Annotated in this window: 11 protein-coding genes; 4 read left to right on the top strand and 7 right to left on the bottom strand. The window is 72.9% G+C overall.

The genetic code is table 11. The features are described from left to right. Nucleotides 1-11: 11 nt before the first annotated feature. The 3 genes from ggt to miaA form a co-directional block, all read right to left on the bottom strand. The gene (ggt, locus tag MM440_RS13905; protein WP_241444979.1) at nt 12-1,916 is read right to left on the bottom strand and encodes a gamma-glutamyltransferase; all 1,905 of its coding nucleotides are present in this window, start codon (nt 1,914-1,916) and stop codon (nt 12-14) included. A 71-nt stretch (nt 1,917-1,987) separates the two neighbouring features. Beyond that, nucleotides 1,988-2,890 carry a diaminopimelate epimerase gene (gene dapF / locus MM440_RS13900; RefSeq protein ID WP_241444978.1) on the bottom strand — a complete coding sequence of 301 codons (903 nt, stop codon included), beginning with the start codon at nt 2,888-2,890 and terminating at the stop codon, nt 1,988-1,990. 35 nt (nt 2,891-2,925) lie between these two features. Then, complete coding sequence (gene miaA, locus MM440_RS13895) at nt 2,926-3,906, bottom strand: tRNA (adenosine(37)-N6)-dimethylallyltransferase MiaA (RefSeq protein WP_241444977.1); 981 nt, start codon at nt 3,904-3,906, stop codon at nt 2,926-2,928. 390 nt (nt 3,907-4,296) lie between these two features. Between miaA and MM440_RS13890 the strand changes: the two genes are divergently transcribed. Continuing rightward, complete coding sequence (locus MM440_RS13890; RefSeq protein ID WP_241444976.1) at nt 4,297-4,494, top strand: antitoxin; 198 nt, start codon at nt 4,297-4,299, stop codon at nt 4,492-4,494. 110 nt (nt 4,495-4,604) lie between these two features. On the opposite strand, the gene miaB is transcribed toward MM440_RS13890, so the two are convergent. Further along, on the bottom strand, nt 4,605-6,134 hold the full coding sequence (gene miaB / locus MM440_RS13885; protein WP_241444975.1) for a tRNA (N6-isopentenyl adenosine(37)-C2)-methylthiotransferase MiaB: 1,530 nt from the start codon (nt 6,132-6,134) through the stop codon (nt 4,605-4,607). Between the two features lie 102 nt (nt 6,135-6,236). Between miaB and MM440_RS13880 the strand changes: the two genes are divergently transcribed. Continuing rightward, nucleotides 6,237-6,650, top strand: a complete 414-nt coding sequence (locus tag MM440_RS13880) for a YccF domain-containing protein (protein ID WP_241444974.1) — start codon at nt 6,237-6,239, stop codon at nt 6,648-6,650. Between the two features lie 72 nt (nt 6,651-6,722). On the opposite strand, the gene MM440_RS13875 is transcribed toward MM440_RS13880, so the two are convergent. Further along, complete coding sequence (locus MM440_RS13875) at nt 6,723-7,400, bottom strand: regulatory protein RecX (protein WP_241444973.1); 678 nt, start codon at nt 7,398-7,400, stop codon at nt 6,723-6,725. Between the two features lie 2 nt (nt 7,401-7,402). Next, the gene (gene recA, locus MM440_RS13870; RefSeq protein ID WP_241445075.1) at nt 7,403-8,467 is read right to left on the bottom strand and encodes a recombinase RecA; all 1,065 of its coding nucleotides are present in this window, start codon (nt 8,465-8,467) and stop codon (nt 7,403-7,405) included. 303 nt (nt 8,468-8,770) lie between these two features. Between recA and MM440_RS13865 the strand changes: the two genes are divergently transcribed. Continuing rightward, nucleotides 8,771-10,600: a vWA domain-containing protein gene (locus MM440_RS13865; protein WP_241444971.1), complete on the top strand. Its 1,830-nt coding sequence runs from the start codon at nt 8,771-8,773 to the stop codon at nt 10,598-10,600. A gap of 51 nt (nt 10,601-10,651) precedes the next feature. Here MM440_RS13865 and MM440_RS13860 read toward each other — a convergent pair whose 3' ends face one another. Then, nucleotides 10,652-10,885 (bottom strand): DUF3046 domain-containing protein, encoded by a 234-nt coding sequence (locus MM440_RS13860; protein ID WP_241444969.1) that lies wholly within the window; start codon nt 10,883-10,885, stop codon nt 10,652-10,654. 75 nt (nt 10,886-10,960) lie between these two features. Between MM440_RS13860 and MM440_RS13855 the strand changes: the two genes are divergently transcribed. Next, nucleotides 10,961-15,865 (top strand): ATP-dependent helicase, encoded by a 4,905-nt coding sequence (locus tag MM440_RS13855; protein ID WP_241444968.1) that lies wholly within the window; start codon nt 10,961-10,963, stop codon nt 15,863-15,865.

Genomic DNA, 15,865 nt, shown 5'->3' with positions numbered 1-15,865 from the left:
CGCCTGGAGCCTCAGCGCGAGGCGGTGTCGCGCGGTGTGACCACCATGGCCGAGCCACCGCCGGCGCGGACCGTCTCGGCGGCGGCCGTGAGGGTCTTGCCGTGGACCGCGACGCCCACGCCGCGACCGATCTCGCCGACCGTGGTCAGCGGCTGACCCAGGTCCTTGAGGGCCGTGCCGATGTCAGAGTTCACCAGTTCGGGCTCGACCGTCACGCCCGTGTTGCGCGAGGACAGCCGCGGCGCCGCGATGGCCTCGACGAGCGGCATCCCGCGGTCGACGTAGCCGGTGATGATCTGCGAGACGGTCGTGATGATCGTCGCGCCACCCGGCGACCCCACGGTGAGGTAGGGCTTGCCGTTCTTGAGGATCAGGGTCGGGCTCATCGACGAGCGCGGGCGCTTGCCGGCGGCGGGGAGGTTCGGGTCCGGCACCCCGGCCTGCAGCGGCACGAAGTTGAAGTCCGTCATCTCGTTGTTGAGCAGGAAGCCGTAGCCGGGGACGGTGATGCCCGAGCCGCCGTACTGCTCGATCGTCAGCGTGTAGGCGACCATGTTGCCCCACTTGTCGACGGCCGACAGGCTCGTCGTCGACGCGCCGTCGTTGGGCTTGGCGGCCACGCGTGCGCCACCCGCGCAGCCGGTGTAGCTGCCGTCGGGCTGGCCGAACGCGATCGGCCGCGCCTGGGCCTTCGTCGGGCTGAAGCCGCAGGCCCGCTCGGCCGCGAACGCCTTGGACACGAGCTCCTTGACCGGCACGCCCGGCACGTCACCGACGTAGCGGTTGCGGTCGGCGAAGGCGGTCGCGCTGGCCTCGGCGAACCGGTGGTACCACTGCGCCGGGGAGACCGAGGCGGTGGATGCGCCCGTCTTGGCCTGGTAGGCCTCGAGCAGGTTGAGGATCTCGGCGACGGCGATGCCGCCGCTGCTCGGCACGGGCATGCCGTAGACGTTGAGGCCCTGGTAGGTCGAGGTGATCGGAGCCTTCAGCTTGGCCTGGTAGGCGCGCAGGTCGTCGACCGTCACCGGGCTCTTCGCGACGGTGACGCCGGGTGCGGTGCCGGGGTTGCGCGCCTCGGCGACCATGGCCTTCGCGAGCGTCCCGCCGCCGTAGATCGACGCGGGCCCCTCGCGGCGCAAGACGGCGTAGGCCTTCGCGATGTCGGGGTTGCGGAAGACCGTGCCGACCTCGGGCAGCGAGCCACCGGGCATGAACAGCTTGGCCGTCGCGGGGAACATCGTGAACCGCTCGACGTTCTGCGCGACGCCGTCCTGGAAGGCCTGGTCGACCATGAAGCCGTTCTGGGCGATCTCCTGCGCGGGCCGCAGGCTGTCGCTGAACGAGCGGGTGCCGAACCTCTTGAGCGCCAGGTCCCAGGTGGCGGGGGTGCCCGGGACGCCGAACGACAGACCGGAGTTGACCGCCGTCATGAAGTCCATCGCGGTGCCGTCGGCCTTGGTGAAGGTCTTGTCGGTGAACGCGGCGGGCGCGGTCTCGCGGCCGTCGATCGTCGTGACCTTCTTGCGCTTCGCGTCGTAGTAGACGAAGAAGCCGCCGCCCGCGATGCCGTTGGCGAACGGCTCGGTGACGCCGAGCGCGGCGGCCGTTGCGACCGCTGCGTCGGCGGCGTTGCCGCCGCGACGCAGCACGTCGATGCCGACCTGGGAGGCCGTCTGGTCCACGGACGAGACCGCACCGCCGCCACCGGTCATGGTCGGCATCTTAGGCAGGTTGGCGGGGTCGACGCCGTAGGGCCGCTTGCCGGCGTCGGCGTCGGCCTGCGAGGTCTTGGCCGGTGCAGGGGAAGCCGTCGCGGTCGCGACGGCCGGGAGGGTGAGCGAGACCAGCAGGCCACCGGTGAGCGTCACCGCGACGCCAGGACGACGAAGGAGGGAAGTCGTTCTCTTGCGGTTCATGTCCGGATGCTACGAGTGCCCCCCAGGTCCCGCAATGGGGTGAATCGTCCGGTTCTACCGGAGCTCGCCTGTCAGGGAAGGGTGGCCTCGCCGTCCGCCACCAGCGCTGCCGGACCGCTCAGCTCGACCTCCTGGCCCGGCAGCGGACGCACGTAGACCGTGCCACCCGGCACGTCGACGGTCCAGGTGGTGCTCTGGTCGTCACCGCCGGCCCACCACCGCATCGCCAGGGCTGCCGCCGCGGCGCCCGTGCCGCAGGACCGGGTCTCCCCCACGCCTCGCTCGAAGACGCGCATGGCGAGGTGCCCGGGCCCGACCGGCCGGACGAACTCGACGTTGGTGCCCTCGGTCGGCGCGGGGTTGACGGCCGGCTGCACATGCAGGTCCAGCTCGTCGAGCTCCTTGTCCTCGGGCAGCGCCACGACGGTGTGCGGGTTGCCGAGGTCGAGGCTGAGCGCCGGCATGGCGTCGTGCGCCGCGACCTTCACCAGGGCGTCCGAGCCCTGCTCGCGCGCCCGGTCCTCGTGCTGCAGCGCCCACGGACCGAGGTTCACGCTGTAGCGGGTCTGGCCCGCGGGGTCTACGGAGACGTGGACGTGCTTGACCCCTGCCCGGGTGGCGATGGCGAACTCGTCTGCGGTCTCGAGACCCTCGCGGCGCAGGTAGGCGGCGAACACGCGGGTGCCGTTGCCGCACATCTCGGCGACCGACCCGTCGGCGTTGCGGTAGTCCATGAACCAGCGCGCCTGGCTGGCCTGCCCCACGGCGACCGGGTCGCCCGAGAGGACCGTCGGGACCACCCGGATCACCCCGTCGCCACCGATGCCGGCCCGGCGGTCGGCGAGGAACGCGACGTCGCTCGGCGCGAGGTCGATCGTGCCCTCGGGGTCGGGGACGAGGACGAAGTCGTTCTCGGTGCCGTGGCCCTTGGTGAAGGCGAGGCGGCGGGGCGACTGCGCGCTCGATGAGGTCATGGGCTCATTGTCCCCCGAGATGGGTGGTCAAGGGATCACCCGAGATCCGCCGGCCACGGGTCGCCGGCGAGCACGGCGCGCACGGCGGCCACGATTTGCTCGTGCCACGCGTCGCGGTCGCTGCTCGGCGGACGGAGCCACCGGATCCGCTCGTCCGGGCCGAACCAGGAGCGCTGCCGGCGGGCCAGGCGCCGGGTGGCCGCGGTCGTGGCCGCGATCGCCTCGTCCTGGGTGAGCACACCGTCGAGCTGGGCGATCGCCTGGACGTAGCCCACCGCCTTCGCGGACGTCGGCCCCTCGCGCAGCCCGCGGTCCAGCAGCTCCTGGACCTCCTCGATCAGGCCGGCCGCCCACATCCGGTGGACGCGCGCCTCGATCCGCTCGTCGAGGACGTCGAGGTCCTCGGTCAGGCCGAGCGCGAGGGTCGGCCGGCGGTAGACCCGCTCCGGCAGGGACGCCGAGAACGGCCGGCCGGTGAGCTCGATGACCTCGAGCGCGCGCACGATGCGGCGGGCGTTGGTCGGCAGGATCGCCGCGGCGGCCTTCGGGTCCAGCTCGGCCAGGCGAGCGTGGGCCGCGCTCGCGCCCTCGCGGTCGGTGCGCTCCTGCAGGCGCTCGCGGACACCGGCGTCCGTGGGTGGGATGTCCAGCCGGTCGAGCGCCGCGCGCACGTAGAGCCCCGAGCCGCCGACGAGCACCGGGAGGTGGCAGCGGCCCACGACGGCGTCCAGGTCGGCCCGCGCCTCGCGCTGGTAGGCGGCCACACTGGCCACGTCGCGCAGGTCCAGCACGTCGAGCTGGTGGTGCGGGATCCCGAGACGCTCGGTCACCGGGACCTTCGCGGTCCCGATGTCCATCCCGCGGTAGAGCTGGGAGGCGTCGGCGTTGACCACCTCGCCTCCCAGTGCGCCCGCCAGCGCGAGCGCGAGGTCGGACTTGCCGGTCGCGGTCGCCCCGACGACGGCGACGAGCAGCGGCGTCGACGCCTCGGGCGGTGGCGGAGGGCTGGGCTGCATGGGGGTCAGTGTGTCATCAGGCAGTGACGAGGCCGGGCGCCGGACGGGCAACGGGGTGAAGCGACGTGACTTCGGTCACCTGCCGCCCCGAGGAGGCGCAGGATGGGTGCTCCGATCAGCGCTCGACAGACTGGCCGGACCAGCACAGCACAGGCTTCGGTCGCTCCCAAGAGGGCTCGGCTGATCGACGGTGGGGCCGTCCACGACGAGGTGGGCGGCCCCGCCCTTTCTGTGCTCGTTCTTGTGCTTGGCCGGCGCGATGGCCGAAGAAGCCGGGCGCAACGTGACCACCGGGGCCCGGATGTGCCTATGGTGGAGACGTTCGGCAGCGAGGACCCGGTCCACGGGTCCAGCGCCGGCAGTCCTGTCACCGACAGAAGGGAGATGCCCATGAGTGCCTTCGACAACATCAAGGACCAGGCCAGCAAGGCCGCATCCGAGAACCCCGACAAGGTCGAGCAGTTCAGCGACCAGGGGATCGAGAAGGCTGGCGACGCCGTCGACCAGAAGACCGGCGGCAAGTTCTCCGACAAGGTCGACCAGGCCCAGCAGGCCGGCGACCAGCGAGTCGGGGACAACAGCCAGTAAGCCTCACGGCCTGGCCTTCATGCTGTCGAGGCCCGTCGCGTGCACCACGCGGCGGGCCTCACGCATGCCCGGGTGTGGGCTCCGGAGCCCTCACGCAGCCTCAGTCAGCGTCAGGCGCCGCATGCGGGCTCCGTCGGCACCTCGCGGGGGCGGCCGAGCGACGGCATGCCCAGGCTGACGGCCGGCTTGCGGGTGCCGCCTCCGGTCGACGGGCCGCCCGCCGGGCTCTGCTGCAATGCCGCCCAGGCGTCACCACCGGCGGTCGGCCGCACGCGGTAGGTGCCACCGGTCAGCGCCCCATCGGCGATGAGGTTGTGCGGCGCGCCGTAGGTCACGTCGACCTCGACCAGGTCACCCGGGCGGGGTCGCTCGGCCCCGGCGGGGACGGCGAGGTGGACCAGGCGGTTGTCGCGCGCCCGGCCGGACACGCGGGCGGTCTCGGCGTCCTTGCGACCCTCCCCCGGCGCCACGAGCACCTCGACGGTTCGCCCCTCCTGGCGACGGTTCTCGGCCCAGGACACCTGCTCCTGCAGCGCGATGAGCCGGTCGAAGCGCTCCTGGACGACGGCCTTGGGGACCTGGTCGGCCATGGCGGCCGCAGGGGTGCCAGGGCGGATGGAGTACTGGAAGGTGAATGCGCTGGAGAACCGGCTGGCCTCGACCACGTCGAGCGTCCCCTGGAAGTCCTCCTCGGTCTCGCCGGGGAAGCCGACGATGATGTCGGTGGTGATCGCCGCGTCCGGGATCTGGGCGCGCACCCGGTCGAGGATGCCGAGGAAGCGCTCGGAGCGGTAGGACCGCCGCATCGCCTTGAGCACCCGGTCCGAGCCGGACTGCAGCGGCATGTGCAGGCTCGGCATCACGTTGGGGGTCTCGGCCATCGCCCCGATCACGTCGTCGGTGAACGCCGCCGGGTGCGGGCTGGTGAACCGCACCCGCTCGAGCCCCTCGATCTCGCCGCAGGCGCGCAGCAGCTTGCTGAACGCCTGACGGTCACCGAACTCGACGCCGTAGGAGTTGACGTTCTGGCCGAGCAGGGTGATCTCGACGACGCCCTGGGCGACCAGCGCGCGCATCTCGGCGAGGATGTCGCCAGGACGGCGGTCGGCCTCCTTGCCGCGCAGGCTCGGGACGATGCAGAAGGTGCAGGTGTTGTTGCAGCCGACGCTGATCGACACCCATCCGCTGTAGGCGCTGTCGCGGCGGGTCGGCAGGGTGCTCGGGAAGGTCTCGAGCGACTCGAGGATCTCGACCTGCGCCTCCTTGTTGTGCCGCGCACGGTCCAGCAGGGCGGGGAGGCTGCCGATGTTGTGCGTGCCGAAGACGACGTCGACCCAGGGCGCCCGCGTGACGATCGTGTCGCGGTCCTTCTGGGCCATGCAGCCGCCCACGGCGATCTGCAGGTCGGGGTTGGCGAGCTTGGCGGGGCGCAGCTGCCCCAGGTTGCCGTAGAGCTTGTTGTCGGCGTTCTCGCGCACCGCGCAGGTGTTGAAGACCACGACGTCGGCCACCTCGGGACGCTGACCGTCCGGCAGGCCCGCCAGATCAACGTAGCCGGCCGTCTCGAGCAGGCCCGCGAGCCGCTCGGAGTCGTGGACATTCATCTGGCACCCGTGGGTGCGCACGTCGTAGGTCTTCATCGCGCCCTCCAGTCTAGGTGAGCCGGAGCGGGGTCCTCCCGGGTCGCGGGCGGGGCCGGCCACCTGCCGGAATCTCGGCCGTGGGCCGATCGTTCCCCCAGCATGCTGCGCCTGCTGCTCAACATCTTCTGGTTCCTCACCTGCGGGGTCTGGCTCTGGATCGCCTACGTCGTCGCGGGCGTCATCGCCTGCCTGCTCGTCGTCACGATCCCGATCGGGGTCGCGTCCTTCCGGATGGCCAACTACGCCGTCTGGCCGTTCGGCCGGGCCGTCGTCGCCCAACCCGGCGCCGGCGCCGGCTCGGCCCTGATGAACGTCGTGTGGTTCCTCGTCGCCGGCTGGTGGCTGGCCATCGGCCACGTCACCACGGCGATCGCGCAGGCCGTGACCATCGTGGGCATCCCGCTCGCCGTCGCCAACCTCAAGCTGCTGCCGGTCACCTTGATGCCCTTCGGCAAGGAGGTCGTCGACGCCCGGCTGCTCCCGCCCGGCCAGCGACCCCTGCACTCGCTGTAGCCGAGCAGGAGTCGCCTGCCGGTCGTCGCGCTGGTCGACGCCGGTCGCCACCGGTCGCTGGTCGCAGTCGACTCAGTCCGGGAGGTACTCGGGTGAGTCGGCGATGGCGTCGCGGATGACCTCGTAGGCGAGGCTGGAGGGGTAGCCCTTGCGGGCCAGCATCCCCGCGAGCCGGCGGGTCTGCACGTCGACACCGAGGCCGTGCATGGTGCGCAGCTTCTTGTCCACGAGCCGACGGGCCGTCCGCCGCTCCATCGCCGGATCGACCTCGTCGAGGACCTCGTCGACCACCTCGCTGGCCACGCCTCGGCGGCGCAGGTCGTGCGCGAGGCCGGCCCGAGCCAACCCCTTGCGCTCGATCCCCGACCGGATGGCCGCCTGCGCGTAGGCCGAGTCGTCGACGAGCCCGACGTCGCCGAGCCGGTCCAGCACATACTCGGCGACCTCGTCGGCACACCCGCGTCGGCGCAGCAGGGCGCGCAGCTGGGACCGGCTCTTGGCGGAGTCGGCCAGGGCCTTCAGGACGATCGCCCGGGCGACCTCCTCGGCCTGCGGCTCGATGTCGTGCTCGACGTCGGGGGTGATCTCGGGCTTGCTGCCGGGCTGGCCGCCGGCCCGCCGGGCCGGCGTCGCCACCGGGTGGTCCCGGCGTGCCCGAGCCCGCTCGCGCACCGCGGCACGAGCGGGCTCGGGGCGCGCTGCGGGCGCCGGCTCGGGCACGACCGACAGGTGTCGTCGCACGCCGGTCATGATCAGAACTCGACGGCGGCCTCGGCCGGCTGCTCCGGCTGGGCGGCCTCGGCGCGGACCCCGATGCCGAGCTTCTCCTTGATCTTGCGCTCGATCTCGTCGGACAGGTCGGGGTTGTCGCGCAGGAAGGCGCGAGCGTTCTCCTTGCCCTGGCCGAGCTGGTCGCCCTCGTAGGTGTACCAGGCGCCGGCCTTGCGCACGAAGCCGTGCTCGACACCCATGTCGATGAGCCCACCCTCGCGGGAGATGCCCTCGCCGTAGATGATGTCGAACTCGGCCTGCTTGAACGGCGGGGACACCTTGTTCTTGACGACCTTGACGCGGGTGCGGTTGCCGACCGCGTCGGAGCCGTCCTTCAGCGTCTCGATGCGACGCACGTCCAGGCGCACCGAGGCGTAGAACTTCAGCGCCTTGCCACCGGTCGTCGTCTCCGGCGAGCCGAACATGACCCCGATCTTCTCGCGGAGCTGGTTGATGAAGATCGCGGTGGTGCCGCTCTGCGACAGCGCACCGGTGATCTTGCGCAGCGCCTGGGACATCAGTCGGGCCTGCAGACCGACGTGGCTGTCGCCCATCTCGCCCTCGATCTCGGCGCGAGGCACGAGCGCGGCCACCGAGTCGATGACGATGACGTCCAGGGCACCCGAGCGGATCAGCATGTCCGCGATCTCGAGCGCCTGCTCACCGGTGTCGGGCTGGCTGACGAGCAGCGCGTCGGTGTCGACCCCGAGCTTCTTGGCGTACTCCGGGTCGAGCGCGTGCTCGGCGTCGATGAACGCGGCGATGCCGCCGTTCTTCTGCGCGTTGGCCACCGCGTGCAGGGCGACCGTCGTCTTGCCCGAGGACTCGGGGCCGTAGATCTCGATCACCCGACCGCGCGGGAGCCCGCCGATGCCGAGCGCGACGTCAAGGGCGATGGCCCCCGTGGGGATCACCTCGACCGGCGGTCGGACGTCGTCTCCGAGGCGCATGACCGCGCCCTTGCCATGGGACTTCTCGATCTGTCCCAGGACCGTGGACAGTGCGGCGAACTTCTGCTCGTTGCGTGCTGCCTGCTGGTCCTTCATCGCCACGACCTTGGCCATGTCGCTCTCCTTCATCTCGTATCGGGTCACGCCCACCTTCGACCCTTGGCTGGTGCTGTTGGATCGGACGCTAGCCGGGACCACTGACAGACCCCCCACGGGGTGCGATCACGATCGTCGGCTGCCCCCACTGTAGCGAAACTATGTTCGACATCGGGGAGGCGACCGCGTGTCGTGACCGAACGGTCTACGCAACGATGTGTCGCTACCGACAGGTGCAGGTTGTTACCATTTCGGGGGGTTTGTCCGTCGTCAGGCCCAAGCGCCAGCAGCAGGAAGTTGGAGATGTCGACCACCAGCAGCGGACGCCACCGTGACGGGCAGGAGGCCGAGGGCCGCGGCCGCACGGCCGCCGTCGTCCTGACCGCGGCAGCCCTCTTCTCCGGTAGCACGGCAGCGATCGTGCGCACGATCAGCACCAACCCGGCGGGCTCGGCCGCGACCAGCCCCTCACCCGGCGGCGCCCCCAGCACCAGCACGGTCGGCCAGGGCACTCCTGCGGCTGCGGTGTCCACCCTCCCCGCCTGCGACGCGACCACCACGCTCGCCGTGCCCACGACGACCTACGTCGCCGCCTTCCACCGGCTGGCCGACGACTTCGCCCGGTCCCGGAGCAGCAGCTGCTCCTCGCTCGCCGTCACCGCGAGCACCGACACCAAGGCGGTCGTGGCCGGCGCCGCGGCCGGTCGCACCGCGCTGGTCGTCGCGCGCACCGCCGCCGAGGCGGAGTCGCTGCCTGCCTCCGCCCTGCTGGCGAAGCCGTCGGTGGTCGCCACCTCACCGATCGTCCTCGCCGTGCCGGACGCGGTGGCCCGCAGCCTCGGGTGGCCCGGCAAGCCGCTCAGCCCCACCGAGTGGCAGGGCCTGCTGACCGGCAGCACCACGACCGCGAGCATCGGTCACCCCGAGTGGGGCGACCTGTCGATCCGCTTCGCCGACCCCACGACCAGCGGCGCCGGCACGGCGGCCTACGCGGCCATGACCGGCCTGGCCCAGGGCAAGGCCGAGATCACCGCGCCGAACTACGCCGCGCCGACCCAGGCCGACCTCGCCACCATCAAGATCGAGCACCGCGCGCGCCTCGTCGAGGACGAGGCCACCGTGCTCCCCTACGGCGCCACCTCGCTCGCCCAGGCCATCGAGCCGGCCCTCGGCTACGTCACCACCGAGAAGGCGCTGGCCGACTACAACGCCGAGACGCCTGCGGCACCGCTCTCCGGCGTGCCGCTCGGTGCGGGCACGGCCGTGCTGGACCTGCGGCTGGCGACGCTCGGCAAAACCGGCACCGACGCCCCCGGGACCAAGACCGCCAGCGCGTTCACCACCTACCTCGGCTCGGCGTCGGGTCGCCGCGCGCTGCAGGCCGCCGGGCTGCGCCCCCCGGACGGGGAGGCGCCGACGGACCAGCCGGTGGGGGTGGTCTACTCCTCCGCGCCGCTCGGACCGCGGGTGCTCACCGGCCCCCAGCTCACCGCGATGGCCAAGATGTGGGCCTTCCTGCACGCGCGGATCTCCACGTTCGCGCTGGTCGACGCCTCGGGCTCGATGAACAACCGGTTCCCCGGCACGACCGTCTCGCGGATCGACCTCGTGCGCGGCCTGGTCAACCAGGCCTACTCCGTCGCCTCCAGCGGGGCGCGGTCCGGCGTGTGGTTCTTCCGCGCCGACGACGACGGCACCCCGCGGATCGACCGCGCCACCGGCCTAGCGACCAACGGCACCGTCGTCGGGCCAGGCACCCAGGCGCAGGCCGTCTCGACGGCGATGCAGACGGCGACCATCAGTGGGGGTACTCCGCTCTACCAGGCGGTGCGCGAGGCCTACGGCTACGCCCAGGCGCACTACGACCCGTCGATGCTCAACCAGATCGTGCTGCTCTCCGACGGGGCCAACCAGGACTCCACCAGCAAGGACACGCTGAACGGCCTGATCGACTACCTCGAGAAGGCGCGCGACCCCGAGCGGCCCGTGCGCATCGTCGCGATCGGCTACGGCACGGGCGCCGACATGAAGGCGCTCGGCGCCATCACCAAGGCCACCGGCGGCAAGGCGGCGCAGGTCAAGGCGCCTGCCGACCTCGTCGATGCCGTCAACCTCGCGCTGTTCAGCCTGTAGACCCTCTAGCCCCTGTAGACCCCGGAGGTCAGCCCGCGCCCGGCGGTGCGGTCACTCCTCGGGCGCGTCGCGTCCGGGGCGGTCGACGCCGAAGCGCCGCTCGGGCGGGATCTGCAGGTCGTCGCACAGGGCGCGCCAGACCAGGCGCGGCGCGATGCCGTCGGCGAGCGCCTCGGAGGCCGTGCGGTGCCCCAGCGCCGCCAGCGCGTGGTCGGCCGCGACCGAACGCGCATAGCTCGCCCCGAACTCGTCGCTCATGAGCTCCCAGAACTGGCTGACCCGCATGGCCCCATGGTGAGACATGGCCCGGCGCGCACCAAATGGGGGTGTGTCAGTGGTGGGTGACATGCTGGGCCCATCATGAGCAGCGACGTCCTGGACCGGTTCGGCGAAGCCACCCGCGCGTGGTTCTCGTCCTCCTTCCCCGCGCCCACGAGTGCGCAGGTCGGGGCCTGGGAGGCCATCTCCACCGGGCAGCACACGCTGGTCGTCGCCCCCACCGGCTCGGGCAAGACGTTGTCCGCGTTCTTGTGGGCGATCGACTCGCTGGTGCGCGAGCCGGTGCCGCAGGAGCCGCTGCGGCGCTGCCGGGTGGTCTACGTGTCCCCGATGAAGGCGCTGGCGGTCGACGTCGAGCGCAACCTGCGCTCGCCGCTGGTCGGCATCGCCCACGCCGCCCGTCGCCTCGACCTGCCGGTGCCGGACGTCACCGTGGCGGTGCGCTCGGGCGACACCAGCGCGGCCGACCGTCGGTCCTTCGCCAGGCGTCCGTCCGACATCCTGATCACCACGCCGGAGTCGCTCTACCTCATGCTCACCTCGCAGGCGCGCGAGTCGCTGCGTGGGGTCGAGACGGTGATCCTCGACGAGATCCACGCGGTCGCCGGCACCAAGCGCGGCGCGCACCTCGCGCTCAGCCTGGAGCGTCTCGACGCCCTGCTCGACCGGCCGGCCACCCGGGTGGGGTTGTCCGCGACGGTGCGGCCGGTCGACGAGGTCGCGCGCTTCCTCGCGGGCGGTCGTCCGGTCACGGTCGTGCAACCGCCGTCGACCAAGCGGTGGGACCTCGAGGTGGTCGTGCCGGTCCGCGACCTCAGCGACCTGTCCGAGCCGGGCCGCCCGTCGGCGCAGGCGCTCGACGACCTCGACGGGCCTGGGCCGGTCTACGACCCCACGGCGGCGGGCACCGACCCGGCGCGGGCGGCGTCGATCTGGCCGCACGTCGAGGAGCGCATCGTCGACCTGGTGGCCGAGCACCGCTCGACGTTGGTCTTCGCCAACTCCCGTCGTCTCGCCGAGCGGCTCACCGCGCGCCTCAACGAGATCTGGGCCGAGCGGCTCGAGGCGGCCGACGCGGTCGCCGGCGCGCAGGACGATGGCGTCGAGGTCGGTGCGCCCGCCCGACTCCCGGCTCAGGTCATGGCGATGGCCGGGTCCTCCCACGGTGCCCCGCCGGTGCTGGCGCGCGCTCACCACGGCTCGGTGTCCAAGGAGCAGCGGGCGCTGATCGAGGACGCGCTGAAGTCCGGGCAGCTGCCGGCGGTCGTGGCCACCAGCTCCCTCGAGCTCGGCATCGACATGGGCGCCGTCGACCTGGTGGTGCAGGTCGAGGCCCCGCCAAGCGTCGCGAGCGGGCTGCAACGAGTCGGGCGCGCGGGACACCAGGTGGGCGAGGTGTCCCATGGCGTCCTGTTCCCCAAGCACCGGGGCGACCTGGTGCCGAGCACCGTCGTGGTGGAGCGGATGCGCGCCGGCGCCATCGAGTCGATCCACGTCCCCGCCAACCCGGTCGACGTGCTCGCCCAGCACCTCGTCGCCATGGCCGCGATGGACGAGTGGCGGGTCGAGGACATCGCCGCCCTCGTGCACCGCGCGGCCCCCTTCGCCACCTTGCCGCGGTCGATCCTCGAGGAGACGCTGGACCTGCTGGCGGGCCGCTACCCGAGCGACGAGTTCGCCGACCTGCGGCCGCGGATCGTCTGGGACCGCCTCACCGACACGATCACCGGCCGGCCCGGGGCGCAGCGGCTCGCCGTGATCAGCGGTGGCACCATCCCCGACCGCGGCCTGTTCGGGGTGTTCCTCGCCGGCGGTGACGGGCCCGGTCGGCGGGTCGGCGAGCTCGACGAGGAGATGGTCTACGAGTCGCGCGTCGGTGACGTCATCACGCTCGGCTCGACCTCCTGGCGGATCGAGGACATCACCCACGACCAGGTCCTCGTCACCCCGGCCCCGGGCCAGCCCGGGCGTCTGCCGTTCTGGAAGGGCGACACCCTCGGCCGTCCCCTCGAGCTCGGCCAGGCCGTCGGCGCGTTCGTGCGCGAGCTCGGCGCGGCCGCACCCGAGCGCGCGCAGGAGCGGGTGCGCGCGGCCGGGCTCGACCCGTGGGCGGCCGACAACCTCCTCGGCTACCTGCGCGAGCAGCGCGAGTCCACCGGTGTCGTCCCGGACGACCGGACGGTGCTCGTGGAGCGGTTCCGGGACGAGATTGGCGACTGGCGGCTGGTGCTCCACTCCCCGTTCGGCAATGCCGTCCACGCGCCGTGGAGCCTCGCCATCACGGCGCGGATGCGCGAGCGCTACGGCCTGGACGTGCAGGCCATGAGTGCCGACGACGGCATCGTGCTGCGGCTGCCCGACCCCGACCTCGACGGCACCGGTGGTGACCTCGGCGCGCTCGACGCCGACCTGCTCGAGCTGCTCGTGCCCGACCCCGACGACCTGTCGGCGCTGGTCCGCGAGGAGCTCAGCGGGTCCGCCGTCTTCGCCGCCCGCTTCCGCGAGTGCGCGGCGCGTGCCCTGCTGCTCCCCCGCCGCCGGCCGGACCGTCGCCAGGCGCTGTGGCAGCAGCGTCAACGCGCCTCGGCGCTGCTGCAGGTCGCCAGCCGCTACCCCACCTTCCCCATCGTGCTGGAGACGATGCGGGAGGTCCTGCAGGACGTCTTCGACCTGCCTGGGCTCGTCGAGGTGCTCCGCGGCGTGCGCTCGCGCTCGGTGCAGGTCGTGCAGGTGCAGACCCAGCAGCCGTCGCCGTTCGCCCGTTCGCTGCTGTTCGGCTACGTCGCCCAGCACCTCTACGACGGCGACTCGCCGCTCGCAGACCGGCGGGCAGCCGCCCTCTCGGTGGATCCCGCCCTGCTCGGTGAGCTGCTCGGGGACGGCGGGGCCGAGCTGCGTGACCTGCTCGACCCGGAGGCGATCACCCGCACCGCGGCCGAGCTGCAGCGCCTGACACCCGAGCGGGCCGCGCGCGGTCCCGAGGACGTCGCCGACCTGCTGCGCGTGCTCGGTCCACTCGCGGTCGAGCAGGTCGTCCGCCGCAGCGGTGACGCCGGCCAGTCGACGGTGACCGACTGGTTGCACGAGCTCGAGCAGTCCAGGCGCGTCGTCGCGGTGACGATGGCCGGCGAGCAGCGCTGGTCCACCGTCGAGGACACCGGTCGACTGCGCGACGCGCTCGGCGTGGCCGTCCCCGTCGGCGTGGCAGCCGCCCACCTCGAGCCGATCGACGACCCGCTCGGGTCGCTGGTCGTCCGCTACGCCCGCACCCACGGACCGTTCGGTGCGGCCGAGCTGGCAGCCGAGCTCGGCATCGGCAGCGCCGTCGCGTCCGACGCGCTGCGCCGACTCGTCCAGCGCGGCCAGGTCGTCGAGGGCGCGCTGCTGCCCGAGCAGCTCGGCGGAGGGCGGGCGGTCGACTTCTGCGACGCCGACGTCCTGCGCACGCTGCGTCGCCGCTCGCTCGCCGCGCTCCGCGCCGAGGTAGAGCCGGTGACCGCCCGCGACCTGGCCCGGTTCGTGCCCGCCTGGCAGGGCGCGACGGGTTCGGCCGGGGGCGCGGGCCGCGGCCGGGACATGCTGCTGCGGGCGGTCGAGCAGCTGAGCGGCGCGCGCCTGCCGGCCAGCGCCGTCGAGTCCCTCGTGCTCCCCGCACGCATCGCCGACTACCGGCCCGGTCTGCTCGACGAGGTGATGGCGAGCGGTGAGGTCGTGTGGCAGGGCTCGGGGTCGTTGCCCGGCAACGACGGCTGGGTCAGCCTGCACCTCGCCGACACGGCGCACCTCACGCTCGAGCTGCCCTCGGTGCTCGGGCCAGGCGACGACCCGCAGCACGACCAGGGCCTGGACCTGACGCCGGAGCAGCGCGAGCTGCTGGACGAGCTGGGTGGCGGCGGTGCCCACTTCTTCCGGAGTCTCTCGGACGCCCTCGGCCGCACCGACGACGCTGCGCTGACCAGCGACCTGTGGGCGTTGGTCTGGGCCGGCCTGGTCACCAACGACACGCTCGCCCCGCTGCGGGCCCGCCTCGGCGGCGGGCGCACGACCCACCGCGGACCGGCTCGGACACCGCGACCTCGCTACGGCCGACGCGGGACGCTGGGGTCGCTCGGCGCAGGCCGAGCGACCGGGCCGGGCACCCGGGCGCCCGCGGTGCTGCGCGGTGGCCCGCCGGAGGCTGCGGGCCGCTGGTCGCTGCTACCCGCCCCCGAGACCGATCCGACCGTGCGCGCCTGGACCGAGGCCGAGCTGCTGCTCGACCGGCACGGGGTCCTGACCCGCGGCGCGGTGCTCGCCGAGGGGGCGCCCGGTGGGTTCGCCACGACCTATCGCGTCCTGAGCGCGGCCGAGGAGGCGGGGCGGGTGCGACGCGGCTACTTCGTCGAGGGTCTCGGCGCGGCCCAATTCGCCACCACGGGCGCGATCGACCGGCTGCGCGCCGCCAGCAGACCGCTGCCCACGGACGACCCCGACCCGCGGTGGCCCGGTGCGGCCGACGACCCGTGGGACACCGGCGAGCCGTCCGATGCCGCCAGTTCGCACCGGCTGACCGACCCGGCGGGCGGGCGATCAATGGACCGGACGGGTGGGCAGCCACGGGACCGGGCGGCCGATCGGCTGCCCACCCTCGTCCTCGCGGCGACCGACCCGGCCAACGTCTACGGCGCGGCCGTGCCCTGGCCCGAGCGGGCCGAGGCCGGCACCCACCGTCCAGGGCGCACGGCCGGAGCGCTGGTGGTGATCGTCGACGGCGAGCTCGTGCTCTACGTCGAGCGAGGTGGTCGCACGGTGCTCTCCTGGAGCACCGACCCGGCGGTCCTGGACGCCGCCGCCGGTGCTCTGGCGCGGCACGTGCCGGTGCCGCTGCGTTCGCTCACGATCGAGCGCCTCGACGGCGCGCCGGTGCTCGGTCTCGACCATCCACTGGTCCCCGCGCTCACCCGGGCCGGCTTCCACACCACGCCGAAGGGGCTGCGCAAACGATGA

The organism is Arsenicicoccus piscis, from assembly GCF_022568835.1.
Classification (GTDB): domain Bacteria; phylum Actinomycetota; class Actinomycetes; order Actinomycetales; family Dermatophilaceae; genus Arsenicicoccus; species Arsenicicoccus piscis.
The sequence above is the reverse complement of the archived record's forward strand: the minus strand, read 5'-3'. Positions and strand labels throughout refer to the sequence as shown.